Origin of the sequence: Actinoplanes sp. NPDC049316, assembly GCF_040677315.1 — a bacterium.
Lineage (GTDB): Bacteria > Actinomycetota > Actinomycetes > Mycobacteriales > Micromonosporaceae > Actinoplanes.
The window spans coordinates 76,853-99,738 of sequence record NZ_JBFAQM010000004.1 but is presented as its reverse complement, the minus strand read 5'-3'; the positions used below and the strand labels follow the sequence as shown (position 1 = coordinate 99,738).

At 72.7% G+C, this 22,886-nt stretch carries 22 protein-coding genes; 16 read left to right on the top strand and 6 right to left on the bottom strand.

Features of this window, described 5'->3' with window-relative positions:
- Nucleotides 1-22: 22 nt before the first annotated feature.
- The gene (locus tag AB0K03_RS07845; protein ID WP_364681903.1) at nucleotides 23-1,222 is read right to left on the bottom strand and encodes a cysteine desulfurase-like protein; all 1,200 of its coding nucleotides are present in this window, start codon (nucleotides 1,220-1,222) and stop codon (nucleotides 23-25) included.
- A 196-nt stretch (nucleotides 1,223-1,418) separates the two neighbouring features.
- Between AB0K03_RS07845 and AB0K03_RS07840 the strand changes: the two genes are divergently transcribed.
- The 7 genes from AB0K03_RS07840 (at nucleotide 1,419) to AB0K03_RS07810 (ending at nucleotide 8,196) form a co-directional block, all read left to right on the top strand.
- Nucleotides 1,419-2,447 carry a carboxypeptidase regulatory-like domain-containing protein gene (locus AB0K03_RS07840; protein WP_364681902.1) on the top strand — a complete coding sequence of 343 codons (1,029 nt, stop codon included), beginning with the start codon at nucleotides 1,419-1,421 and terminating at the stop codon, nucleotides 2,445-2,447.
- A gap of 155 nt (nucleotides 2,448-2,602) precedes the next feature.
- Nucleotides 2,603-3,376, top strand: a complete 774-nt coding sequence (locus AB0K03_RS07835; RefSeq protein WP_364681900.1) for an SDR family oxidoreductase — start codon at nucleotides 2,603-2,605, stop codon at nucleotides 3,374-3,376.
- A gap of 58 nt (nucleotides 3,377-3,434) precedes the next feature.
- Nucleotides 3,435-4,319: a helix-turn-helix transcriptional regulator gene (locus tag AB0K03_RS07830; protein WP_364681898.1), complete on the top strand. Its 885-nt coding sequence runs from the start codon at nucleotides 3,435-3,437 to the stop codon at nucleotides 4,317-4,319.
- An 80-nt stretch (nucleotides 4,320-4,399) separates the two neighbouring features.
- A complete protein-coding gene (locus tag AB0K03_RS07825; protein WP_364681896.1) occupies nucleotides 4,400-5,314 on the top strand; it encodes a patatin-like phospholipase family protein in 915 nt (304 codons plus the stop codon).
- Between the two features lie 78 nt (nucleotides 5,315-5,392).
- Nucleotides 5,393-6,607, top strand: a complete 1,215-nt coding sequence (locus tag AB0K03_RS07820) for a hypothetical protein (protein WP_364681894.1) — start codon at nucleotides 5,393-5,395, stop codon at nucleotides 6,605-6,607.
- Nucleotides 6,608-6,744: 137 nt separating this feature from the next.
- Nucleotides 6,745-7,752, top strand: coding sequence for a Ppx/GppA phosphatase family protein (locus AB0K03_RS07815; RefSeq protein ID WP_364681892.1), 1,008 nt, complete (start codon nucleotides 6,745-6,747; stop codon nucleotides 7,750-7,752).
- Between the two features lie 105 nt (nucleotides 7,753-7,857).
- A complete protein-coding gene (locus tag AB0K03_RS07810; protein WP_364681891.1) occupies nucleotides 7,858-8,196 on the top strand; it encodes an STAS domain-containing protein in 339 nt (112 codons plus the stop codon).
- 2 nt (nucleotides 8,197-8,198) lie between these two features.
- Here AB0K03_RS07810 and AB0K03_RS07805 read toward each other — a convergent pair whose 3' ends face one another.
- Genes AB0K03_RS07805 through AB0K03_RS07795 form a run of 3 tightly spaced genes read right to left on the bottom strand, consistent with a single transcriptional unit; the run spans nucleotide 8,199 to nucleotide 13,228 of the window.
- On the bottom strand, nucleotides 8,199-10,934 hold the full coding sequence (locus AB0K03_RS07805) for an alkaline phosphatase family protein (protein WP_364681889.1): 2,736 nt from the start codon (nucleotides 10,932-10,934) through the stop codon (nucleotides 8,199-8,201).
- Between the two features lie 3 nt (nucleotides 10,935-10,937).
- Nucleotides 10,938-12,296 (bottom strand): ABC transporter permease, encoded by a 1,359-nt coding sequence (locus AB0K03_RS07800; protein WP_364681888.1) that lies wholly within the window; start codon nucleotides 12,294-12,296, stop codon nucleotides 10,938-10,940.
- A complete protein-coding gene (locus AB0K03_RS07795) occupies nucleotides 12,293-13,228 on the bottom strand; it encodes an ABC transporter ATP-binding protein (RefSeq protein WP_364681887.1) in 936 nt (311 codons plus the stop codon). The genes AB0K03_RS07800 and AB0K03_RS07795 overlap by 4 nt, the downstream gene beginning before the upstream one ends.
- A 118-nt stretch (nucleotides 13,229-13,346) precedes the next feature.
- Between AB0K03_RS07795 and AB0K03_RS07790 the strand changes: the two genes are divergently transcribed.
- Entirely contained in the window at nucleotides 13,347-14,783 is a 1,437-nt protein-coding gene (locus AB0K03_RS07790) for a GAF domain-containing protein (RefSeq protein WP_364681885.1), read from the top strand.
- Between the two features lie 11 nt (nucleotides 14,784-14,794).
- Here the strand turns inward: AB0K03_RS07790 and AB0K03_RS07785 are convergent, their stop codons facing one another.
- Entirely contained in the window at nucleotides 14,795-15,367 is a 573-nt protein-coding gene (locus AB0K03_RS07785) for a CBS domain-containing protein (protein ID WP_364681884.1), read from the bottom strand.
- A 226-nt stretch (nucleotides 15,368-15,593) separates the two neighbouring features.
- Complete coding sequence (locus AB0K03_RS07780) at nucleotides 15,594-16,082, bottom strand: MarR family transcriptional regulator (protein ID WP_364681883.1); 489 nt, start codon at nucleotides 16,080-16,082, stop codon at nucleotides 15,594-15,596.
- A 92-nt stretch (nucleotides 16,083-16,174) separates the two neighbouring features.
- Between AB0K03_RS07780 and AB0K03_RS07775 the strand changes: the two genes are divergently transcribed.
- The 8 genes from AB0K03_RS07775 to mnhG are packed head-to-tail and all read left to right on the top strand — an operon-like array spanning nucleotide 16,175 to nucleotide 22,876.
- A complete protein-coding gene (locus AB0K03_RS07775) occupies nucleotides 16,175-16,645 on the top strand; it encodes a general stress protein (protein WP_364681881.1) in 471 nt (156 codons plus the stop codon).
- Nucleotides 16,646-16,697: 52 nt separating this feature from the next.
- A complete protein-coding gene (locus AB0K03_RS07770) occupies nucleotides 16,698-16,904 on the top strand; it encodes a potassium transporter TrkA (protein ID WP_364681879.1) in 207 nt (68 codons plus the stop codon).
- A gap of 16 nt (nucleotides 16,905-16,920) precedes the next feature.
- Entirely contained in the window at nucleotides 16,921-19,752 is a 2,832-nt protein-coding gene (locus AB0K03_RS07765) for a Na+/H+ antiporter subunit A (protein WP_364681877.1), read from the top strand.
- The gene (locus AB0K03_RS07760; protein WP_364681875.1) at nucleotides 19,749-20,165 is read left to right on the top strand and encodes a Na(+)/H(+) antiporter subunit C; all 417 of its coding nucleotides are present in this window, start codon (nucleotides 19,749-19,751) and stop codon (nucleotides 20,163-20,165) included. Before AB0K03_RS07765 ends, AB0K03_RS07760 begins: the two co-directional genes overlap by 4 nt.
- Nucleotides 20,162-21,682: a Na+/H+ antiporter subunit D gene (locus tag AB0K03_RS07755; RefSeq protein WP_364681873.1), complete on the top strand. Its 1,521-nt coding sequence runs from the start codon at nucleotides 20,162-20,164 to the stop codon at nucleotides 21,680-21,682. Before AB0K03_RS07760 ends, AB0K03_RS07755 begins: the two co-directional genes overlap by 4 nt.
- Nucleotides 21,679-22,257, top strand: a complete 579-nt coding sequence (locus tag AB0K03_RS07750) for a Na+/H+ antiporter subunit E (RefSeq protein WP_364681872.1) — start codon at nucleotides 21,679-21,681, stop codon at nucleotides 22,255-22,257. Before AB0K03_RS07755 ends, AB0K03_RS07750 begins: the two co-directional genes overlap by 4 nt.
- Entirely contained in the window at nucleotides 22,254-22,514 is a 261-nt protein-coding gene (locus AB0K03_RS07745; protein WP_364681870.1) for a monovalent cation/H+ antiporter complex subunit F, read from the top strand. The genes AB0K03_RS07750 and AB0K03_RS07745 overlap by 4 nt, the downstream gene beginning before the upstream one ends.
- Nucleotides 22,511-22,876 (top strand): monovalent cation/H(+) antiporter subunit G, encoded by a 366-nt coding sequence (gene mnhG, locus AB0K03_RS07740; RefSeq protein WP_364681868.1) that lies wholly within the window; start codon nucleotides 22,511-22,513, stop codon nucleotides 22,874-22,876. Before AB0K03_RS07745 ends, mnhG begins: the two co-directional genes overlap by 4 nt.
- The last annotated feature ends 10 nt before the right edge of the window (nucleotides 22,877-22,886 follow it).

The window sequence follows — 22,886 nt, the reverse complement described above, 5'->3', positions numbered from 1 at the left end:
CTTCCGGCCGAGGACTGACGACTCAGAGAAAGGACGACAGCCCGTCGAGGAACCTGTCCACCTCCTCGGCGGTGTTGTACGGGGCCAGCCCCACCCGCAGCGCGGGATCCTCCAGCTTCAGCGCGGTGAACGGCTCGTACGCGTAGAAGGACCCCGCCGGGGCCAGCACGTCCCGGGCCGCCAGATGGCGCTGGGCCTCGCGGGCGTCGCGCCCCTCGAGGGTCATCAGCAGCGTCGGGGTGCGGTCGGCCGCCTTCGAGTGCAGGGTGACGGCGTCGCCCAGCCCGCGCAGCCCCTCTTCGAGCCTGGTCCGCAGCGCCTGCTCGGCTTCGTGCAGCGAGCCGAAGGAACGCGCGAGCCGATCCCTGCGCGTGGTGCCCGTGCCCGGGTCCATCGCGGCGAGGAAGTCCACGGCGGCCGTGACGCCCGCCAGCATCTCGTACGGCAGCGTGCCGAACTCGAAGCGCTCCGGCACGGCGTTGGAGGACGGCAGCAGCTTGTCCGGGCGCAGCGTCTCGAGCAACTCCGGCGCACCCGCGAGCACACCGCAGTGCGGCCCGAGGAACTTGTACGGCGAACAGACGAACAAGTCCGCACCCAATGCCGGCACGTCGACCAGGTGGTGAGCCGCGTAGTGGACCCCGTCCACGTACACCAGCGCACCGGCCTCGTGCGCCAGGTCGGCGATCCGGCGCACGGGCGGTTTCGTGCCCAGCACGTTGGAGGCGGCGGTGACCGCCACCAGCCGCGTCCGGGGCGACAGCACCCGCTCGTACGCCTCGAGGTCGAGCTCCGTGGTCTCCGGGTCGATCTCGATCCAGCGGACGGTCACCCCGGCGCGCCCGGCGGCCTGGACCCAGGGCCGGACGTTGCAGTCGTGGTCGAGGCGGCTGAGGACGATCTCGTCACCGGCGCGCCACTCCTTGACCAGGTGCCGGGAGAAGTCGTACGTGAGCTGGGTGGCGCTGCGACCGTGCACGACCCCGCCGGCGGGCACGTTGAGCAGGTCGGCACACGCCGCTCGGAACTCCGCGACGGCCCGTTCGGCGTTGAGCTCGGACACGCTGACGACGCCGCGATTCGACAGGGGGCCGGTCAGTGTCGCGGCGATGGCGTCGGCGACCGGGCGCGGCGTCTGCGTCCCACCCGGGCCGTCGAAGAAGGCGAGGCCGTGGCCGAGCGAGGGGAAGTGCGCCCGGAGGGCGGTCAGGTCGATGGCCATGGGCTCACTTTCGGCAGCGGTCCGAGCGGTCAGGCCGACCCTATGCCGCCGGGCCGGCACCCGGCGATCGCCCTGTGGACAACCGCGAAGTCGCGCGACCCGGCCGCGACAGGGCATAGTGTCCGGCGGTGTCATCGACCCTGGTCGCTTGCGGAGAGAAGACCCGGGTCGCTTGCGGTGAGGAAGGTGGTTGGACGTGACGAGGCGTATCCGGTGGGCCCGAGCCGCCGCGCTGATCGCCCTGCTTGGGGGCGCGCTCGCGGTGCCCGCGGCGCCCGCGGCGGCTGCCCCGCCCGCGATCCGCATCGAGAGTGTGTCGTCGGACACCGTGAAGTCCGGTGAGCCGGTGCGCGTGCGGTTCCGGGCCACGAACAACGAGCGCGGGGCCGCGCGGGTCTTCGTGGCCGTCTCCGGCGGCCTTCGGTGCACCGACGGATGTGCCGCGGTCCGGGACCTCGGGCCCGGCCGGAGCGAGACGTTCAAGGCCACGGTTGTCGCGCCCCAGGTGCGCGCCGGTGAGGAGACCGGCCTCAACCTCGCGGTCTCCGTTCGGGTCGGCGTGCAGACCGCGTTCGACCACAAGCAGATCCTCGTCCGCGGCGGGGACACCCCGTCGTCGGCGGTGAGCCGGGTCTCCGGCCGGGTCCGCGACGCCGCCGGCAAGGCGGTCCGCAACGCGGATGTGACCGTACGGGACAGCGCCGGGCACAGCTACCGGACGACCAGCGGCAAGGACGGCAAGTTCTCGGTCAGGTCGAGCGACAGCAGGCCCATCGCCGCCGGCCTCATCACCGTCGGCGCGGGCAAGGACGGCTACCGCACCGCTCGCGCGACCGTGCAGGCCACCGCCGGCGGCACCGCGACCGTGCGCCTGGTCCTGGCCGCCGTGGCCGTCCCGTCGAAGACACCGCCGACTCCCACCGCCGTGACGAGCTCTCCCGAGGTGGCGGAGGAGCCGGCGGCGCAGGAGAGTCCGGCGGAGGCGACGCCGCCCGCGAGCACGGCTACCGGGGGCGACGAGGGCGGCAGTGTGCTGCCGTACACGATTCTGGGCGTGTTGCTGGTCGCCGCGGGTGTCGGTGCGCTGGTGCTGATGCTGATCCGCCGGAGGAAGAGCGCGGACGAGCCGGACACGCTGGTCGAGCCGGTCGGTGGCGGCATGGCCGATGCCCCGACCGCGGTGCTGCACACCGTCCCGCCGTACGGCGGAACGGGGCGGCGGTAGGCGACGCGGGCCCACGGCGTGCTCACCCCGGACGGCCCGGGTAGGACTGGCGGACCTGGTCAGCACCGGCCCAGGTAGGGACGCCCACCAGGGCTTCCCCGGCGGTTCCATGGGGTGCAGACGGAGACACCGTCGCACTGTTCGAGGAGAACACCATGACTGCTCCCGCCAACCTGCCGCTCGCCGGTCGCGTCGCGTTCGTCACCGGCGCCTCCAGTGGGATCGGCGCGGCCACAGCGGTGTTGCTGGCCGCCCGGGGCGCGAAGGTGACGCTGCTGGCCCGGCGCAAGGACCGCCTGGACGAGTTGGTCGCCCAGATCACCGCAGCGGGCGGCAGCGCGCTGGGCGTGGCGGCCGACGTCACCGACAGCGCCGCCGTCCGAACCGCGGTGGCCGAGGCCGAGGCGGCGTTCGGGACCGTGGACCTGGTCGTCAACAACGCCGGCATCATGCTGCCGGCGCCGATCGAGGAGCTGCGCACCGACCAGTGGCAGCACCAGATCGATCTGAACGTCACCTCCGCCATGCACACCATCGGCGCAGTCACCCCGCAGCTGGTCGCCGCGGCCGGCGAGGGCCGTACGGCCGACCTGTTCAACACCTCGTCGATCGCCGCGCAGAACATCTTCCCGAACTTCGCCGTCTATTCGGCGACCAAGGCGTACATCACCCACCTCTCCCGGCACCTGCGCGTCGAGCTGGGCGCCAAGGACGTGCGGGTCTCGGCGGTCGAGCCGGGCATCGTGGGCACCGAGCTCCAGGGCCACGTCACCGACCAGGGCGCCCTCGACTGGCTGGACGGCTCGAAGGAGACCGTCCAGTGGCTCACGCCGGAGGACGTCGCCGAGGTCGTCGCGTTCACCGCCGGCCTGCCCAAGCACGTCAACCTGCAGCAGATCACCATCATGCCGACCCGGCAGGCTGCGTAGGACCGGCGATACCAGGTAGGGCGTTCGGCCGGGCCGGCGCCGGGAGGAGACTGGGACCGTGGACAAGAACGTCGACCTCAAGGACTTCCTCCGCACCCGCCGGGCCCGGCTGACCCCGGCCGCTGCCGGCATCACCGACGACTTCCCGGACCGCCGGGTGCCCGGGCTGCGCCGCGAGGAGCTCGCCGCCCTCGCCGGGGTGAGCGTCGACTACTACGTGCGGTTGGAGCAGGGCCGCAACCTCAACCCGTCGGCCACGGTGATCGACGCGATCGCCCGGGCTCTGCAGCTCGACGACACCGAACGGGCCCACCTGTTCGACCTCGCCCAGCCCCGCCGGGCCCGGCGCGCGCCCGCGCCGCGGGCCCAGCGGGTGCGCCCGACCATGTACCAGTTGCTCGAGACCCTCGACGACGCCGCCTCGCCGGCGTTCATTCTGGGCCGGCGCATGGACGTGCTCGCCGCCAACCGGATGGCCCGCGCGCTGATCTGCGATTTCAACGCCCTGCCGGCCGGGCAGCGCAACAAAGCCCGGTTCATGTTCCTCGACCCGACCGCGCGCGCCCTGTACGCCCAGTGGGAGAAGGTCGCCGCCGAGACCGTCGCCGTCCTGCGCCTAGACGCCGGCCGGCACCCCGGCGACCCGCACCTGGCGGCCCTGGTCGGGGAGCTGTCCGTCAAGAGCGAAGAGTTCCGGCAATGGTGGTCCGACCATCAGGTCCTCACCCGGACGTCCGGGGCGAAGCACTATCGTCACCCGATCGTCGGTGACGTGACGATCGACTTCCAGGCACTGCAACTGCCCGAGGACCCGGAACAGACCCTGTTCGTCTACACCGCCAAGACGGGATCGCCGTCTCAGCAGGCGCTGCGGCTGCTGGCCAGCTGGAGCGCCACCGCCCCGGCCGAGCGTACGGCGGAAGCCACCACCGACCGGGAGTGACGTGCCGCGCCCGGTTGCCGGGCATGGAGCCGATCCTCGGCATGGCCGGCGGCCGGTACGCCGTCGGCTAGCATCGGCTGATGTCCCAGCCACGGCGGGTCGCGTTGGCGCTGGGGTCCGGCGGCGCCCGCGGTTTCGCCCACATCGGCGTCGTCCAGGTCCTGCAGGAACGCGGGTTCGAGATCGTCGCGGTCGCCGGCTCCTCCATGGGCGCCCTCGTGGGTGGCGTCCTGGCCGCCGGGCGGCTCGAGGAGTTCACGAAGTGGGCCGTCACCCTCAAGCAGCGCGACGTCCTGCGCCTCATCGACCCGAAATGGGCCTCGCCCGGCGCGATGGCCGCCGACCGCCTCATCAACCACCTGAACGAGTTCCTCGCCGGGGCGGAGATCGAGGATCTGCCGATTCCCTATACGGCGGTCGCCACCGATCTCATGGCTCGCCGCGAGGTGTGGTTCCAGAAGGGTTCGCTGCGCTCGGCCATCCGGGCCTCCATCGCCATCCCGGGGCTGATCACGCCGGTGGTGGTGGACGGCCGGCTGCTGGCCGACGGCGGTCTGCTCAATCCCGTACCGATCGAGCCCACCGCCGCGGCCGCTGCCGACCTGACGGTCGCCGTCTCGCTGCAGGCGCCGCGTCCGGTGCAGGAGTCCTCCGGCCCGGTGCACGCCACCGCGGAGCCCCAGCGGGCCGGTGACTGGTACGAGCGCCTGCGCCAGGTGTTCGCCCGGTCCGGCAATTCCGGGGAGGTCGTGACGGGGGAGCTCGGCGCCGACGTCGCGCTGCCGAGCGACCTGCGGATCGCCGACGTGATCACGTTCTCGCTGGACGCCATGCAGGACATGATCGCCCGGTACCGGATGGCCGGTCTGCCGCCGGACGTCCGCATCGCGGTGCCGGTCAACGCCTGCCGGGTGATGGATTTCCACCGGGCCGCGGAGATGGTGGCCCTCGGGCGTGAGCTGGCCACTGACGCGCTGGATAGCGCCGGCCGCTGACGTGCGGGCTGTCGCACGTTAGGGCGTACGTTCCCCGTTCGCCGGATATGTACCTCTTTGGCACCTAGCGTCGCGTTCATGCCATTAGCTTTGATTGCGCGGAAAGCTCTGCCGCGGCGGCGCCACCTCGGACTGGTGCTCGCCGGCCTGCTCGTCACGACGGCGACACCCACGGCCGCCGTCGCGGCCACCCCGCTGGTGTCGGCCAAGCCGTCGGCCTCGGTCGGTTTCGACGGCCTGGTGTACGCCACCGCGTACGCCGGATCAACGGTCTATGTGGCGGGCAGTTTCCGCAACGCCATCGTCGACGGGCGGTCGGTGCCCCGCAAACGGCTCGCCGCCCTGAACGCGCGCACGGGGGAGCTGCTGCCCTGGGCGCCGGCCACCAACGGCACGGTGTGGGCGCTGACCGCGTTCGGGCAGTCGCTGTACATCACCGGCAAGTTCACCACCGTGGGCGGCCAGCCGCGCGGCGGGCTGGCCGACATCAACCTGAGGACCGGCGCCGTCGGCACCCTGAAGCACACCGTCAAGGGGGAGGGGCACGCGCTCGCGGTGGGTGGTGGCCGGCTCTTCCTCGGCGGAACCATCAGCTCCGTCGACAACCGCGCGCGGCGCAACCTCGCCGCGTTCAGCCTGACCACCGGCGCGCTGGACACCTCGTTCGTCGGCAGCGCCGACGGCGGCGTCAAGGCGCTGACCGTCGCCGGCTCCCGGCTGTACGTCGGCGGCGGCTTCAAGCGCCTCAACGGGGCCACAGGCACGGCCCGGCTCGGCGCCCTCCGGCTCGCCGACGGCCAGGTCGACCCGACCTTCCGCCCGGCTGCGCCGTACGCCGTCGGTGCGCTCACCGTCGCACCGGACAAGGTGTACGCGGGACTGGCCGGACCCGGTGGGCGGGTGGCCGCGTACCGGCCGGACGGTCAGCTCGTCTGGAGCACGGTCACGGACGGGGACATCCAGGCGATCACCTATCTGGACGGAACCGTGTACGCCGGCGGGCACTTCACCGTGGCTTGCCCCGTACCGTCGCGCACCGCGACCTCCTGGTGCCCGGCCACGTTGCGCAGCCAGCCGAAGCTGGAGGCGTTGAACGCCGGCAACGGCTCGCTGCTGGCCTGGAACCCGAAGAGCAACGGCAAGTGGGGGGTGCTCAGCATGGACGTCCACCCGGCGCTCGGCAGGATCGCGGTGGGCGGCGAGTTCACCGCCTTCGCCGGTGTGAGCCGTCCGCACTTCGCGCAGTTCGCCACGCCCTGCTCGTACGGCTGCCCCGGCCGCAGCACTCGATGACCGTCACGGGGCGGTGCCGGAGTTCCGGCACCGCCCCGGTGTGCGTTCATGGGCCCCGGGCGAACGGCGGCTGAACGGCGGGTGAAACTCGTCGCCGGGCACGGCACCTGTCGATGCCCGGCGTTAGCGTCCATGTCATGCGGCTCGGCGTGCTGGATGTCGGCTCGAACACCGTGCATCTCCTCGTTGTGGACGCTCATCGCGGCGGCCACCCCGATCCCATGTACTCGGAGAAGACCGATCTGCGGCTCGCCGAGCACCTCGAGGCCGGCCGGCTCAGCGAAGCGGCGGTCGGCCGCCTCGCGAATGCCGTACGGCGGGCGAAGGCAGCCGCGGCCGCAGCGGGCTGCGATGAATTCCTCGCCTTCGCGACGTCGGCGCTGCGCGATGCCGGCAACTCCGGCGCGGTTCTGTCCCGGGTCTGCGCCGAGACCGGAGTCGGGCTGCAGACACTGTCCGGCGAGGACGAAGCCCGCTACACCTTCCTCGCCGTCCGCCGCTGGTACGGCTGGTCCGCCGGGCGGATGCTGGTGCTCGACATCGGCGGCGGGTCCCTCGAGCTGGCCGCGGGCCGCGACGAGGACCCCGACGTGGCGCTCTCCTTGCCGCTCGGCGCGGGCCGGCTGACCCGTGAACGCCTGACCAGCGACCCACCCGCCCGGGGCGAGCTCAAGGCCCTCACCGAACACCTCGATGCGGCGCTCGCGCCGATCGCCCGGCAGATGCGGCAGGCCGGCCCGTTCGACGTGGCCGTCGCCACCTCGAAGACGTTCCGCTCCCTGGCCCGGCTCGCCGGGGCCGCCCCGTCGAGCGCCGGGCCGCGAGCGCCGCGCCTGCTCACCGACATCGGGCTGCGCCAGGTGTACGGCTTCATCACCCGGATGGCGTCGGCCGACCTGGCCGCGCTGGAGGGCGTCAGCCCCGGCCGCGCCCACCAGCTCGTGGCGGGGGCGCTGGTGGCCCGGGCCGCGATGCGGGCGCTGGACGTCCGCGAGCTGCAGATCTGCCCGTGGGCGCTGCGCGAGGGAGTGATCCTGCGCAGGCTGGACACTCTCGGCGTACCCACCGCGTCACACCGGCCCTGGCCGCTCACCGACCGGCAGGACCGGCGGGCCGTCGGCCGCGCCCCCAGCGACCGGCCGTGACGTCACCGTGATGTGGTGAACTTTTTGCCGAGAGGTCGACTGGCCTTCGGGTGACGCCTACCCTTGACCGCTCGGAACCCATCCCGGCAGCGGAAGGTGACACGGATGGCCGGCACGACGGTCGACGTAGAAACCAGTCCCGACGGCAGTCTCGTGATCCACCCGCACGGCGTCCTGAGCGCCGACGATGCGGTCGACCTGCGCCACACCCTGGTCCACGCCGTGCGCCGGGTGCGACCCCTGCGGCTCGTCTTCGACCTGGGCGACGTGCGCGGCATCGACCCCATCAACCTCGGCACGCTCGTGGCGGCCTGCCACCTCGGCGACGACGAGAAGGTCGCCGTGTTCCTCGACAACTCCTCGACGGAGCTCGCCGGACAGCTGAGCGCTGCCGGCGTCGCCCGTCACCGCATCCGCAACGTCCGGCACGACGTCACGGTCTAGGGTCAGTCGCTCTCGGCCGGGGGGATGGCCGCCCCCGGAACGGTGTCCGGGCCGTGGATGGCGCTCTCACCCGGGTACGGCTTCGTCCAGTCGTGCGCCTGGTACCACGTGAAGTGGTTCATCTGCGCGGGGTTCGCGACGTCGGGCCGGGCGGTGGGTCCCGTCAGCCGCTGCCTCGCCTTCCACGCATCCCACTGCGCGGCGACCTGCTGCTTGTCCGCCGGCACCGTGGCCGTGGGCGCGGCCGCCGCGGCGGGGTCCTGCGGCGCCGGCACGTCCTCGCCGCACGGCGGAGGCGTGGGGAGTCCCAGCGTCAGCGAGGTCCGGTTCGGCACGGACGTGAACGGTGTGCGGTCCGGCCGCTGGGTGAACGCCGCCCGCATGGGGCTGGCCGCGCTGTCCTTCTGATTCATCGGGTGGATGCCGAGAATCTGCTCGATGGTCCGGATCATCGTGATCTGGGAGTAGTAGCGGTGGTCGACGGTCCCGCGCCGGGCGTACGGGCTGATGATCTGGATCGGCGCGCGATGGCCGTCGACGTGGTCGAGCCCGGCCTGCGAGTCGTCCTCGGCCACGAAGATCGCCGAGTCCTTCCAGTACCGGCTGTGCGAGATCCGGTCGACCATCCTGCCGACCGCGAGGTCGTTGTCGGCCACCTGGGCCGTCGCGTTCGGCGGACCGCCGGTGTGGTCGCTGGAGAGCCAGAACATGTTCAGGTTCGCCGGCCCGTTCTCGTCGAAGTCGCGCTTCCAGATCTCGTAGCGGTAGATGTCCGGGACGTCGGTGTCGAACTTCGGGAAGGCGTGCACCGACACCTCGTTGAGCGACGGGATCGGCGAGGAGGACACCATCGGGTACGCGGTGTCCTGCCCGGTCGCGGCCATGTTCCTGGTGTCGCAGTACAGGTTCTGCCACGTGGCCCCGGCGGGCTTGGTGAGGAACTGATGGAACTCGCCGAAGTCCCGTACGGTCTTGCCGGCCGCCTGGGCGCCGGTCCAGAGGAAGCCGGTGCGCTGGTGGCCGAGCGCGTCGTCCTCGGTGTCGTAGCTGCGGATGTACTCGCCGGCCGAGGACTCGGTGTACTCGGGATCGTCGGCCTGCATCAGCCAGTTGTGGCCCTCGGCCGAGTTGGTGCCGATGTCGTACGTGTTGTCGTACAGGCCGAACTGCCGGGTCATCGCGTGCTGGTTCGGGGTCACGTTCTCGCCGAACTCGGCCAGCGCGGCGTCGCCGTCGCCACGCAGGTCGTCGCCGAACAGCTGGTCGTACGTCCGGTTCTCCTTGACGATGAGGAAGACGTGCTTGATCGTCGACGGGTCGCCGAGCCGCTCCGGTACGGGCACCGGCCGCGCCGTGCCCTTGCCGGCGAGCCTGACCGACCCGGGCGTCCAGCCGTTCTGGCGGAACACCGTGGCGGTCGCTGCCCGGACGGCGCGGTCGGTGGGCAGGGCGAAGCGCTGCAGGCTGGACGTGGTGTCGTGGGTGTTGTGCCCGGCGCTGGTGGTCGGGCGCCGTGCGTCGATGCCGCGGGTGTTGGAGACGAGGACGGCATCGCCGACGGTGGTGATCTCCGCGGGGAAGTAGTCGGTGGGCAGCAGCCCCACATAGCTGACCGGTTCGAGCGGTGTGGTGTACCGGTAGACGGCGACCGCGTTGGCGCGCCCGAGCGTGACGAGCAGGTGGCCGTCGCCGGTGAGCGTCACCGCGTCGGGCTCGTAGCCGACCGACGCCTCCGGCCACGGCTGGGTGGCGATGGTCTGCACGACGGTGTCGGTGGTGGTGTCGACGACCGACACGTCGTTGGTGGCGGTGTTCGTGACGAACAGCGCTCCGCGCGCGGCGTACAGGGCGGTCGGGTGCAGGCCCACATCGATGGTCCGGGCGGCGGCGCCCGCGTTCGCCAGGTCGATGACGCTGACCGTGCCGGTGGTGGTCGCGGCGGTCACCGGGTCGGCCGGCACCGGGGTGTGGTACGAGTTGATCGTGGTGTCGCCGGGGCGCGCCGGGCGGCCGCCCTCGTTGCTGACGTAGAGCTTCGAGCCGGCGAGGGCCAGGTCGCGCGGGGCGTTGCCCACCGCCCAGCTCTGCCGGACGGCGCCGGTGGCGGAGTCGATGGCGATCACCCGGTTCTGGCCGTTGACCGCGGCGTACACGGTGGAGCCGTCGGCGGAGAACACCGCCCGGCTCGCCAGCGCCCGTTTCGATCCGTCCTTCGGGATCGGGACGAACGTGGGATTCGCGAGTGTCCCGTCCGCATTCACCGCGAACCTGCGGTAGCCGTCGGCCTGGCCGAGCCACAGCTGTGAACCGTCGGGGGAGTACGCCGGGCCTTCCTGGCCGACGTCGTTGCCGCTGATGCGCAGGTCGGCCGCCGCGTTGTTGCCGATCAGCTGCTGCACCGTCCAGTTGCGCAGGTCCACGATGGCCAGCGCCAGGCCGCCGTCGGCCAGCGAGGCCGCGAGATGGGTGCCGTCCGGGCTGGGCGTGGACGACATGATCTTGCCGTTGGGGATCACCAGCCGGTTGCCGGCCGGGTCGACGTACTGATCGGCGGAGACGACGAGGCCCCGGCGGGTGGTCTGGCCGACCTGGTCGGTGCCGAACTGGTACGTCGTGCCGAACGCGATGCCGGCGCTCGCGGTGACGACGACCGTGGCGCCCGCGGTGACCAGCAGCAGCCGCCGGCCGAAGCGCCGCGGGCCGGGTGCCGCCGGCCGGCGGCGACGGGTGACCTGCATGTCCTATCCCTTCGACGGGGTGGGCAGCAGCGCGACGGTGCCGTCGAACTGCCACAGCGGGTTGGGCGCATCCCCGGCCGCGGTGCTGACCAGGAAGTAGCCGTTCACTTCCTTGGGTCCGTCGCCGTCGGCGGTGAACCGCCCGTCCGGGGTGATGTCGAGCTGGTAGACGGCCGTGCCGACGGCCTCGATCCCCGGCAGGTGCCAGGAGACGACGCACCGCCAGTCGTTGCCCGGTCCCTGCGGGTCGAGCCGGCCGCCGCCCCTGGTGCAGGCCGCGGTGCTGCCGAGCTGCGCCTCGGTGACGTCGGGACGGTTGAGCTGCTTGCTCTGCAGCCGGTAGAGGTGGGCGAAGGCTGTCGCGACGGACCGCTGCACCTTGTCCTGACCGATCCCGGATCCCGGGCCACCGGTGGTCGCGGCGACGACCAGGATCGTCACCGTGATCAGCGCGGCGAACGCAAGGCCGGCCGGGATCGCCCGGCGCCCGGACCCGTCGTACGCCTGATCGGTGAAGTCACGCCGGACGAACACCAGGTACGCCAGCGCGGTTGCGACGCCGGCCCAGACCAGGCTCACGGTGATGCCGGCGTACAGCGGTCCGAGTTGTGCCGGAGTCGTGAACAGCCCGTTCCAGGCGATGAACGCGTAGCCCGGCAGGGCCAGGCGTACGGCGACGGGGATCGGCAGCATCTGGGCGAGCTGCAGGCCGAGCGCGAGGAGAGCGGGCACCAGCAGTCCCATCGGCGACCTGCCCAGGACGACCGACCCCAGCAGCCCGACGGCGGCGAGCGCGAGGGTCGGTGCGAGCGCGCAGGACCAGGCGAGCAGGACCCGTACGGCCGCGTCGCCGGGCCCCAGGAGGTGGCCGTCCAGGCCGGTCAGCGGCTCGTTGCCGGCCGTCAGGATGCCGCCGGCCGTGCCGGACGCGGCGAGTCCCGTCACGAGCAGCAGGATCACGGTGAGGCTCGCCAGCGCTTTCGCCGCGAACATCCGGCGCGGCGATCGGACCGCGACGAGGAGATGACGCCAGGTGCCGAGCCGGTCCTCGGCCGCGAACGCGTCGCCCGCGACCACCGACGTCAGCAACGGCAGCGCCCAGCTGCCCGCGAACCCGAGCATCACCAGCGGCCCGGCCCATCCCGTGGCGTGCATCCACCGGCCGAAGAGCGTGTCGACCGGCAGTGTGCCCTGCCGGCCGACGGCGGCGACGAAGACCGCCGGCCCTGCCCAGCAGGCGAGCAGCAGCAGCCGGATGCGCCATTGCGAGAACAGCTTGACCAGTTCGAATCGGTACGCGCGGGCCACGGGTACGCGCTGCGCCACGGCGGCGTGGTCGCGGGCGGCGGTGGTGGTGGTCATCGCGGTGGCGCCGGCTGCTCGGTGAGCTCGAGGAAGGCCGCCTCCAGCGGTGAGATCACCGGCGCCAGCTCGCGGATCGCGACGCCGGCGCGGACGAGCCGCGCCACCAGCTCGTCGAGGGCGGGTACGACCGTACGGACGACCAGCATCTCGTCCCGGGGCCCGGCGTCGTCGACGAGGACCACTCCGGCCGTCCCACCGGCCACGCGCCGGGCTTCCTGGCGATCCGAGACGATCAGCCGGTAGCCGAGCTCGCGGTGCCCGGCGGCGAGCTTGCTCAGCGGCCCGGAGAACACCACGCGTCCGGTGGTGAGGATCGTGACCTCGCAGCACAGCGCCTCGACGTCGTCCATGCGGTGGCTGGACAGCACGACGCAGGTGCCCTGCTCCGCGAGCCGGGTCAGGACGTCGTGGACGTGCCTCGTGCCGGCCGGGTCCAGACCGTTGGACGGCTCGTCGAGCACCAGCAGCCGGGGCCGGGTGAGCAGCGCCGCGGCGAGCCCGAGCCGCTGACGCATGCCCAGGGAGAAGCCGCCGGCCCGGTCGTCGGCGACATCGGTGAGCCCGACCCGGTCCAGGACGTCGCCGATGGCGGCGGTGCCGGCGCCGAGGCCACGCAGGGCGGCCAGGGCGGCGAGGTTCTGCCGGGCGGTGAGCGACGGATAGAGCCCCGGTCCGTCCACGAAGCCGGCGACCCCGGCGGGCGTGTCCAGGGCGCGGCCGATCGGCGTGCCCAGGATCTCCAGCCGGCCGCTGTCGGCGACCGCCAGGCCGAGCAGGAGCCCGAGCAAGGTGGTCTTGCCGGCGCCGTTGGGCCCGACCACGCCGTGGATCCGGCCGGCGGCCACCTCCAGATCGACGGCGTCCAGGGCGACGACGTCGCGGAACGACTTGCTGATCCCACGAGCCCGGATGGCGGGACTTTCGTTCATGCGACCTTCTTCCGCGGCCTGTCACAGGGAAGGTAGGAAAGCTGCATGACGCAGGCATGCGCCGGCGGTTGAACGCTCGTGGAACGGCAGGGAACACAAATTCGCCACCATCGATCCGATGATGCGGATCGGACCGCCGGCTCCCGGTGCCGCTGGGCTCATCGGCGCGGATGCCGCGCTGGTCGGCTACGCTGACGCCCGGTCCGGCGGCGAGCTGATCGGGCCGTCCCCCGCGTTCCTGCACAAGAAGGGCGACCATCTCATGACGGCGGTGCCAGACGGGCGGACCGCTCCTGTGGATCCGGCGGGCGCCGGACAGGCGGCGGACGGCGATCTGCGCGCGTTGTTCGGGCAGTCCATCGCGGTGTTCGCCTCGCTGACCGGGCCGGCGCACGTGGTGGAGACAGCGAACCCGGCGTTCTTCGCCACCATCGGGGAGGAGCGGGCCCGCACCGGCGTGCCGGTCGCCGAGCTGATGCCCGAACTGGCCGGTCAGGGCTTCGTCGACCTGCTGGACCGGGTCTACCGCACCGGTGAGCCCTACACCGGCCGGGACGCCCGCGTCGTGCTGGGCGCCGGGGCCCAGGCGCGAGAGGTGTTCTTCGACTTCACCTACGAGCCTCGCCGCGCCGCCGACGGCACCGTGACCGGCATCCGGGTGATCGGCGTGGAGACCACCCAGGTCAAGCACGCGCAGCGGCTGACGGCCGAGCATCGCGCGCTGCTGGAGCAGATCGCCCGCCAGGCGCCCCTGAGTGAGGTGCTGGACGGGATGGCGCGCTGCATCGAGGACCTCGCCCCTGGGGAGGTGCTCGTCTCCGTGCTGCTCGCCGACCCCGACGGGCGGCACCTGCGCCACGGCGCCGCGCCCAGCCTGCCGGACTTCTACAACCAGGCCATCGACGGCATCGCCACCGGTGAAGGCGTCGGCTCCTGCGGCACCGCCGCGCACCGGCGCCGGCCGGTCATCGTCACCGACATCGCCACCGACCCGTTCTGGGCCGACTTCCGCGGGCTCGCCGGGTCGGCGGGGCTGGCCGCCTGCTGGTCGATGCCGATCCTGGCCCGCGACGGGGGCCTGCTGGGCACCTTCGCCATGTACCACCGCACCCCCCGCGCCCCTCAGGACGCCGACCTGGCCCTCGCCCGCCTCTTCGCCGACACCGCCGCCCTGGCGATCGAACGACACCACATCGAGCAGGCGAAACTGGCCGCCGAGGCCAAGGCCGCGTCAGCCCTCGAGGAACTGGCCAAGGCGGTCCGCTCGGAGCGGGAGCTGCGCGCTGCGGCCGAAGAGCGGGCCACCGCCGCCGCCGAGCTGAACGCGCGGATGCGCGCCGCGGCGGCCACGCAGACCGCGCATCCCCGTCCCGAGCACTGTCAGCTCGGTGGCCGTGCCGGATGCACCGCGCCCGCCGAGCTCAAGATCGCCGACTCGTGGGGCGACTCGGCGTGGGGTTGCCCGGCTCACGTCGAGGAAGCCATCGTCAACGTCCGATCGGTCTTCATCGCCGACGAGGCACTCGGCGGCCTGGCCGCCTATCTGAACCGCTGACCGGCGGAGCCTCACCCCACGGCGGACGGTACGCGCGTCGCTGACCGGCTCGGTCGTCGCGCCTGCCACCATCCGTCGAGCGGATGCGCTCGCCGGGCCGGCGTGTCGGCACCGGCCGGGACGGTGGCCCGGGGCGCGGCAGTCTCGCCGGACCGGCCCAGGCCCCGGAGCAGGTCGGCGGCGGCGATGATGCCCAGGAGCCGCCGGCGACGGTCGGTGACCAGCAGCCGCTTCACCCCGGCGGTGTCCATCAGTCGCGCGGCCTCCGCGGGAGTCGCCTCGGGCCCGATGGACACCGGCGAAGCGGTCATCATCTCGCGGGCGGTCGCTCGGCTCCAGCCGAGGCCGGGCCGTTCGCGGCGCCGCCACGGCAGGCGGCTGCGGGGTCTTTCCCCGTACGGCGTCAGGGCGTTGAGCACGTCGGTGCGCGTGAGGACGCCGATCACCACGTCGAACTCGTCCACGACGGCCAACGCGCTGACATCGTGAGCGGTGATGATCGCGACCACCTCGGCGGGCGTGGCCTCGGCCGGCACGGTGAGCACCTGGTTGGTCATGAGTGTGCGTACGGTCTGCTGCTGCATGGTCCACCTCCACGGAGAGCGTTGCGGCCTTGTCACCACAGTGGCTTGCGGCCGGCGCGGCGGCCAGGGCCGGCGTCGGCCGGTTCCGCGGCCGACCCTTTGCCGGTCGTCGGCAGGATGTGCCGATCGCCGGCCGGTCCCTGCGGGCGGCCGCCGAGGTGGCGCAGCCGGTGCAGCGCGGGCAGGCCGGCGTGCTGCCGACCGTCGGCAATGGGCTGGGGGCCGGTTACGCGCGCTGGCGGGCGTGCAGAACGCTTTCCTTGGGTACCAGGGCGAGCTCGGCGGCGAGGCGCGTCATCAGCTCGCCGAGGAGGCGCCGGTCGTCATCGGACCAGCCGTCGACGGCCCGTTCGAACAGCAGCGCGCCGCTGTCGTCGATCTTCCGCAGCTTGCGCCGGCCGTGCTCGGTGACGGTGAGCAGCGCTGCGCGCCGGTCACCCGGGTCGCCCTCGCGGGCGATCAGCCCGCGGTCCTCGAGGCGCCGTACCTGGGGGGTGATCGTGGATTTGTCGACGCCCTGCCAGGCGGCGAGGTCCGAGCCGCGGACGGGCCCGTGGGTGCCGATCGCCCGCAGCAGCGTGATGTCGTTCATGGACAGCGCCTCCGCGGCGCTGCCCAGCAGGAGCCGGCGTACGTCGCCGCGGTGCGCCCAGCGCATCAGCCGGGTGAAAGCGGCGTGGATCGGCTCGGCGGAGGAAGTGTCGTCATCGTGCACGGCGCATACCTTACGCCTCCTGTTGGTTGGCACCAACCAACTATATGGGGTATGGTTGGGCCATACCAACTATCCGAGGGGAGTGAGCGGACATGAACGCCACGGCGACCCTGCTGCACAGCGTGGATCGCACAGACGTTTACCGGCTGGGCGAGTTCACGACGTACCACGAGGCCGAACGGATGGTGGACCGGTTGTCCGACGCGGGGTTCCCGGTCGAACGGGCCCGCATCGTCGGCACCGGACTGCACAGCGTCGAGCAGGTGGCCGGGCGCCTCACCGGTGGCCGCGCGGCCCTCTTCGGCGCGGCGCTCGGCGCCTGGCTGGGCATGCTGACCGGCCTGGTGCTCGGCCTTTTCCTGCCCGTCGCGTGGCTGCCCACCCTGCTCACCGGCCTGGTGACGGGCGCGGCGGCCGGTGCGGCGCTCGGCTTCGTCACGCACTGGGCCACCGACGGGCGCCGCGACTTCGCGAGCACCACCGCCCTGCGTGCCCGGCGGTACGCCGTCGAGGTCGCCGGCACGCACGCCCCGCAGGCCCTGCGCGCCCTGGAGCGCGGCTGAGCCCGGCCTGCGTGCCCCCGTCCCGGAGGTCGAGCGCACCGCCCTGCCGGGTGTGGGCGTCACGTACGTCCTGACCACCGCCGAGGGCCGGCGGATCGGCGTGGTGACCCACCTCGGCGGCCGCCGTGACCTCGTCGCCTACGACCCCGACGACCCGGACAGCGCGCAGTCCGTCGCAGCGCTGACCGAGACCGAGGCGAGAACCGTCGCAGAACTGCTCGGCGGGCCGGTGTACGTCGACCGCCGCGCGCCACGCTGACCGAGAGGGACTCCGTGTGCTGATCCTGCTGACCGCTCACCTGGCCGCGGCCGTTGCGGCCCCGAGCCTCGTACGCCTGCTGAAGCTGCGGGCCTTCTACGTGCTGGCGACCGTACCGGCCGCCGCGCTGGTATGGGCTCTCACCCACACCCCGGCCGTGACCGAGGGGCGCGCGGTCGCCGAGGCGTACCCGTGGGCCGATCAGCTCGGCCTGGACGTGGCCCTGCGCATGACGTCGTTGTCCTGGCTGATGGTGCTGCTCGTCGGCGGTGTCGGGGCGCTCGCCCTCGTCTACTGTGCCCGGTACTTCACCGCCGGCGAGCCGGGGCTCGCCCGATTCGCCGGGGTCTTCGTCGGCTTCGCCGGTGCCATGCTCGGGCTCGTCGTCTCCGACAACCTCATCGTGCTGTACGTCTTCTGGGAACTGACCACGGTCTTCTCGTACCTGCTCATCGGGCACGACGCGGCCGCCCGGGCCAGCCGGCGCGCCGCCCTGCAGGCCCTCATCGTCACCACGCTGGGCGGGCTGGCGATGCTCGTGGGCATCATCATGCTGGGTGAGCACGCCGGCAGCTACCGCTGGTCGCAGGTGACGTCCGCGCTGCCCAGCGGCGGCTATCTGGCCGTGGCCGCGATCCTGCTGCTGCTCGGCGCGCTGTCCAAGTCGGCGATCTTCCCCTTCAGCTTCTGGCTGCCCGCGGCGATGGCCGCCCCGACGCCGGTCAGCGCGTACCTGCACGCCGCCGCGATGGTCAAAGCCGGCGTGTTCCTCGTCGGACTGCTCGGCCCCGCGCTCGCCGGCGCCGGGCCCTGGCGCCCCCTCGTGCTGGCCACCGGCGCGATCACCATGCTGTTCGGCGGGTGGACCGCGCTGCGCCAGCACGATCTGAAGCTGCTGCTGGCGTACGGGACGGTCAGCCAGCTGGGTCTGCTGGTCATCGCCCTCGGCGCGGGTTTTCGCGACGCGGCGCTCGCCGGCGCCATGATGCTGCTGGCCCATGCCATGTTCAAAGCCGCGCTGTTCTTCGTGGTCGGCATCATCGACCACGCCGCCGGCACCCGCGATCTGCGCGAGCTGAGCGGTCTGCGCCGCGCCGCGCCGGGTGTGTGGGTGGTGGCTGTGCTCGCCGCGCTGTCGATGGCCGGCGTGCCGCCCCTGGCCGGGTTCGTCGGCAAGGAAGCCGTCATCGACGCGTTCCTGTCCGGCGGATGGCCGGAGTGGACGGTCCTGGCCGCCGTGGTCGCCGGCTCGGTGCTCACGGTCGCGTACACGGTGCGGTTCCTGTGGGGGGCGTTCGGCGACAAGACCGCCGTGGAGCCACGTACGGTTCACCGGGTCTCGTGGTCCTTCCTGGCACCGGCGGCGTTGCTGGCCGCGGCCGGTCTCGCGGCCGGGCTGTTCGCACCCGTGCTCGACCCGCTGCTGGCCGGCTACGCCGACACCTATCCCGACGGCGGCCACTACCACCTCGCGCTCTGGCACGGCGTCACGCCCGCGCTCGCCCTGTCCGCGCTGATCCTGGTCTCCGGCGCGGCCCTGTTCGTGCTGACCCGGCGCACGCACGGGTGGCGGCGGTTGCGGCTGCCCGTGGACGGGGCGACCGGGTACGAGCGGGCCACCGACGGGCTGGGCCGGCTCGCGATCGAGGTCACCGGCGCCACCCAGCGCGGATCCCTGCCCCTCTACCTCGGCACGATCCTGATGGTCCTGGTCGTGCTCGGTGGCGGCGCCCTGCTGGCCTCCTGGCCGTTGCCCGGCGGGTTCCGGCTGTGGGACAACGCTGTGCAACTGGTCCCCGCCGCCGTCCTGACCGTCGCGGCCGTCTTCGCGACCCGGGCGCGCCGCCGGCTGGCCGCGGTGGTCCTGGTGGGCGTGACCGGGTACGCCACGGCGATCCTGTTCGTCCTGCACGGCGCCCCCGACCTCGCCCTGACCCAGCTGCTCGTCGAGACGTGCACGATGGTCATGTTCGTGCTGGTGCTGCGCCGGCTGCCCGGGCACTTCACCGTCCGGCCGCTGGTCGCCGGCCGCCGGGCACGCGCCGCCGTCGGGATCGCGGTGGGCGTGGTGGTCTCCGGCCTCGCGTACGTTGCGACCGCGGGCCGGCAGGCCGTCGCGATCTCCACCGGCTTCGCCGAGCCCGCGGTGTCGGACGGCGGCGGCCGCAACGTGGTCAACGTGACCCTGGTCGACATCCGGGCCTGGGACACGATGGGCGAGATCTCGGTGCTGCTGGTGGCCGCCGTCGGCGTCGCCGGCCTCGTGTTCGGCGGATCGGAGCGCCTGCTGCACAGCGGCCGGCGCCCACCGCTGCCGACCCCACCGCGCGGTCAGGTGTGGCTGATGGCCGGGCACACGCTCGACGCCGGGCTGCGCTCACCCATCCTCGAGGTGGTCATCCGGCTGGTGTTCCACACGATCGTGCTGTTCTCGGTCTACCTGCTGTTCGCCGGGCACAACGCGCCCGGTGGCGGCTTCGCCGGCGGGCTCGTCGCCGGGCTGGCCCTGGTGCTGCGCTACCTGGCCGGCGGCCGGCACGAGCTGGCGGTGGCGGCGCCGGTGGACGCCGGCGCGGTGATGGGCTCCGGCCTGTTCCTCGCGCTCGGCACCGGCCTCGCCGGCCTGCTCGGCGGTGGCCAGGTGCTGCAGAGCACCCTGCTGGACTGGCACCTGCCGATGCTGGGCCACGTCCACTTCGTCACGTCGATGATCTTCGACGTCGGCGTCTATCTCGTCGTCATCGGAGCGGTGCTCAACATCCTGCGCAGCCTCGGCGCCGAGGTCGACCGCCACGAGCAGATCCAGCGCGCCGAGAAGCCGGCCCGCCGGGAGAAGGAGCTGGTATGACGCCGAACCTGGTGCTGATCGTCGTCGTCGGGGTGCTGTTCGCCACCGGTGTCACGCTGCTGCTGGAACGCAACCTGACCCGGGTCGTCCTCGGCATCATGCTGCTGGGCAACGGAGTGAACCTGCTCATCCTGCTCGGCGGCGCGTACGGCGGCCCGCCGATCGTCGGCGTCACCCCCGAGCCGGCGATGAGCGACCCGCTGGCCCAGGCCATGATCCTGACCGCCATCGTCATCACGCTGGGCATGACCGCGTTCCTGCTCGCGATGGCGTACCGGAGCCGGCTGCTGACCGGGCACGACAACGTGCAGGACGACGTGGAGGACCGGCGCATCCGGCGGCGCGCGGAGCGCGACGAGGGCCTGGAGGACGAGGACACCCCCGAGACGTCCCCGAACGGGGTGTCGCGATGACGTGGCTCGTCCCGCTCCCGGTGATCATGCCGCTGCTCGGCGCCGCGGTGACGCTGCTGCTGCGCCGGCGCCCCGCCCTGCAACGGACGGTGAGCGTGCTCGTGCTCACCGCCACCCTGGTCGTCGCGCTCCTGCTGCTGGCGTCGACCGTCGCCGGGGACCCGCTGACCGTCGCCGTCGGCGGCTGGGCGGCGCCGCTGGGCATCGTGCTCGTCGCCGACCGGCTCGCCGCGCTCATGCTGGTGGTGTCCGCCGCGGTGACGCTCTGCGTGCTGGTGTACTCCATCGGCCAGGGCATGGCCGACGGCGACGACACCGTACCCGTGGCGGTGTACCACCCGGCGTACCTGATCCTCACCGCCGGCGTGACCAACGCGTTCCTCGCCGGCGACCTGTTCAACCTCTACGTCGGCTTCGAGATCCTGCTCGCCGCCAGCTACGTGCTCATCACGATGGGCGCCACCCGCAGCCGCATCCGTACCGGCACCACGTACGTCGTGGTGAGCCTGCTGTCGTCGCTGATCTTCCTGACCGCCATCGGCCTGACGTACGCCGCGACCGGCACGCTGAACCTGGCCCAGCTCGCCGGCCGGCTCGACGCGCTGCCCGGCGATCTCCAGCTCGGCCTGCAGACCATGCTGCTGCTCGCCTTCGGTATCAAGGCCGCCGTCTTCCCGCTGTCGGCGTGGCTGCCCGACAGCTATCCGACCGCGATCGCGCCCGTCACGGCGGTCTTCGCGGGCCTGCTCACCAAGGTCGGCGTGTACGCGATCATCCGTACCCAGACCCTGCTGTTCCCCGACGGCCCGGCCGGCGACGTCCTGCTGGTCGCCGCGCTGCTGACCATGATCGTGGGGATCCTCGGCGCGGTGGCGCAGTCCGACATCAAACGGCTGCTGTCGTTCACCCTCGTCAGCCACATCGGGTACATGCTGTTCGGCATCGGGCTGGCCTCGACCGCCGGGCTGTCCGGAGCGATCTTCTACGTCGTGCACCACATCGTCGTGCAGACCACGCTCTTCCTCGCCGCGGGACTGATCGAGCGCCGGGGCGGCACCACCACGCTGGACCGCCTCGGCGGGCTCGCCCGGCTGACCCCGGTGCTCGGCGTGCTGTTCTTCCTGCCGGCCCTCAACCTCGCCGGGATACCGCCGTTCTCCGGGTTCCTGGGCAAGCTGGGGCTGCTGCAGGCCGGTGCCGCCGCGGGCGGCGTCCTGGCGTGGATCCTCGTCGCCGGAAGCGTGATCACCAGCCTGCTCACCCTCTACGCCATCGGCCGCGTCTGGAATCTGGCCTTCTGGCGGACCCCGCACACGTCGATGCCCGCGGACGACGGCACCCGGACCGGCCGGGCGCTGCCCCGGCTGATGGTGGGCGCCACCCTCGCCCTCGTCGTCCTGGGGACCGGGCTCACCGTGGTGTCGGGGCCGCTGTTCGACGTCACCAGCCGGGCGGCCACGGAGCTGCGCGAGCGGCAACCGTACGTGGACGCCGTCTTCGCCGAGGAGGTGCCATGACCGAGAGCCGGAGCGCAGTGCCGCGTACCCGATGGCGCGACCGCATCGTCGCGGCCGCCGCGCTCGTCACCGTCTGGACGCTGCTCTGGGGCGTGTTCTCCTGGGCCACCCTGGCCGGCGGGATCGTCGTCTCCGCCGTCGTGCTGAAGGTCTTCCCGCTGCCGCCCGTCACCTTCGCCGGGCGTCCGCACCCGGTGGGGCTGCTGCGCTTCGCCGCACGCTTCGCCGGCGACCTCGTCCGGGCCAGCGTCCAGCTGGCCCTGCTGGCGTTCCGCTTCGGCCACCAGCCGCGCAGCGCCATCATCCGGGTGCCGCTGCGGGTGCCGTCCGACCTGGTGCTGACGCTGACCGGGGAGGCCGTCTCGCTGGTGCCGGGCAGCCTCATCGTCGACACCGACCAGGCGTCCACGACGCTCTACATCCACGTCATCGGGGTGGCCGACCGCGCCGCCGTCGAACGCTTCCGCCGCGACGTGTACGCCACCGAGGCCCGCATCGTGCGCGCCATCGGCTCGGAGGCCGAGATCAGGATGCTCGACCGTCCGCCGCCCGCGGGCAGAAGGGAACTCTCATGATCGTCGCCGGTATCACCGTGTCCGCGCTGCTGTTCGCGGCCGTGTCGCTCGTGCTGGTCCGCATCGTCCGCGGCCCGACCACCCTGGACCGCATCGTCGCCGTCGACGTGCTCCTCGCGGTCGTCGTGTGCGCGATCGCCGCCGAGGCCGCCTACACCCGCGACGCGACGGCACTGCCCGTCCTGGTCGTCCTGTCGATCCTGGGCTTCATCGGCTCGGTCACCGTCGCCCGCTTCTCCCCGAGGAGCCGGCGATGACCGTGCAGACCGTCGCGGACATCGTCGCCGGCGCCTGCCTCGTCTCGGGCGCGCTGCTCAGCCTCGCCGCCGGCGTCGGCCTGCTGCGCTTCCCCGACCTGCTGTCGCGCATGCACGCGGCGACCAAACCCCAGGTCCTGGGACTGCTGCTGATCCTCGCCGGCACGGCGGTGCGCCTGCAGACCACCATCGACGTCACGACGCTGGTGCTGGTCGGCATCTTCCAGCTGGCCACCGCGCCGGTCGCCGCGCACATGGTCGGCCGGGCGGTCTACCGCGCCGGGCAGGCCCGCGCCGACCTGCTCGTGATCGACGAACTGCGCGAGGACCGTACGGACGACGACCACCCGCCGGCCCGCTGAGGCCGCCGCC

Coding starts and splice junctions, on each gene's coding strand:
- AB0K03_RS07845 (WP_364681903.1), bottom strand. CDS start 1,222: ATGGCCATCGACCTGACCGCCCTCCGGGCGCACTTCCCCTCGCTCGGC.
- AB0K03_RS07835 (WP_364681900.1), top strand. CDS start 2,603: ATGACTGCTCCCGCCAACCTGCCGCTCGCCGGTCGCGTCGCGTTCGTC.
- AB0K03_RS07825 (WP_364681896.1), top strand. CDS start 4,400: ATGTCCCAGCCACGGCGGGTCGCGTTGGCGCTGGGGTCCGGCGGCGCC.
- AB0K03_RS07820 (WP_364681894.1), top strand. CDS start 5,393: ATGCCATTAGCTTTGATTGCGCGGAAAGCTCTGCCGCGGCGGCGCCAC.
- AB0K03_RS07815 (WP_364681892.1), top strand. CDS start 6,745: ATGCGGCTCGGCGTGCTGGATGTCGGCTCGAACACCGTGCATCTCCTC.
- AB0K03_RS07810 (WP_364681891.1), top strand. CDS start 7,858: ATGGCCGGCACGACGGTCGACGTAGAAACCAGTCCCGACGGCAGTCTC.
- AB0K03_RS07805 (WP_364681889.1), bottom strand. CDS start 10,934: ATGCAGGTCACCCGTCGCCGCCGGCCGGCGGCACCCGGCCCGCGGCGC.
- AB0K03_RS07800 (WP_364681888.1), bottom strand. CDS start 12,296: ATGACCACCACCACCGCCGCCCGCGACCACGCCGCCGTGGCGCAGCGC.
- AB0K03_RS07795 (WP_364681887.1), bottom strand. CDS start 13,228: ATGAACGAAAGTCCCGCCATCCGGGCTCGTGGGATCAGCAAGTCGTTC.
- AB0K03_RS07790 (WP_364681885.1), top strand. CDS start 13,347: ATGATGCGGATCGGACCGCCGGCTCCCGGTGCCGCTGGGCTCATCGGC.
- AB0K03_RS07785 (WP_364681884.1), bottom strand. CDS start 15,367: ATGCAGCAGCAGACCGTACGCACACTCATGACCAACCAGGTGCTCACC.
- AB0K03_RS07775 (WP_364681881.1), top strand. CDS start 16,175: ATGAACGCCACGGCGACCCTGCTGCACAGCGTGGATCGCACAGACGTT.
- AB0K03_RS07760 (WP_364681875.1), top strand. CDS start 19,749: ATGACGCCGAACCTGGTGCTGATCGTCGTCGTCGGGGTGCTGTTCGCC.
- AB0K03_RS07755 (WP_364681873.1), top strand. CDS start 20,162: ATGACGTGGCTCGTCCCGCTCCCGGTGATCATGCCGCTGCTCGGCGCC.
- AB0K03_RS07750 (WP_364681872.1), top strand. CDS start 21,679: ATGACCGAGAGCCGGAGCGCAGTGCCGCGTACCCGATGGCGCGACCGC.
- AB0K03_RS07745 (WP_364681870.1), top strand. CDS start 22,254: ATGATCGTCGCCGGTATCACCGTGTCCGCGCTGCTGTTCGCGGCCGTG.
- mnhG (WP_364681868.1), top strand. CDS start 22,511: ATGACCGTGCAGACCGTCGCGGACATCGTCGCCGGCGCCTGCCTCGTC.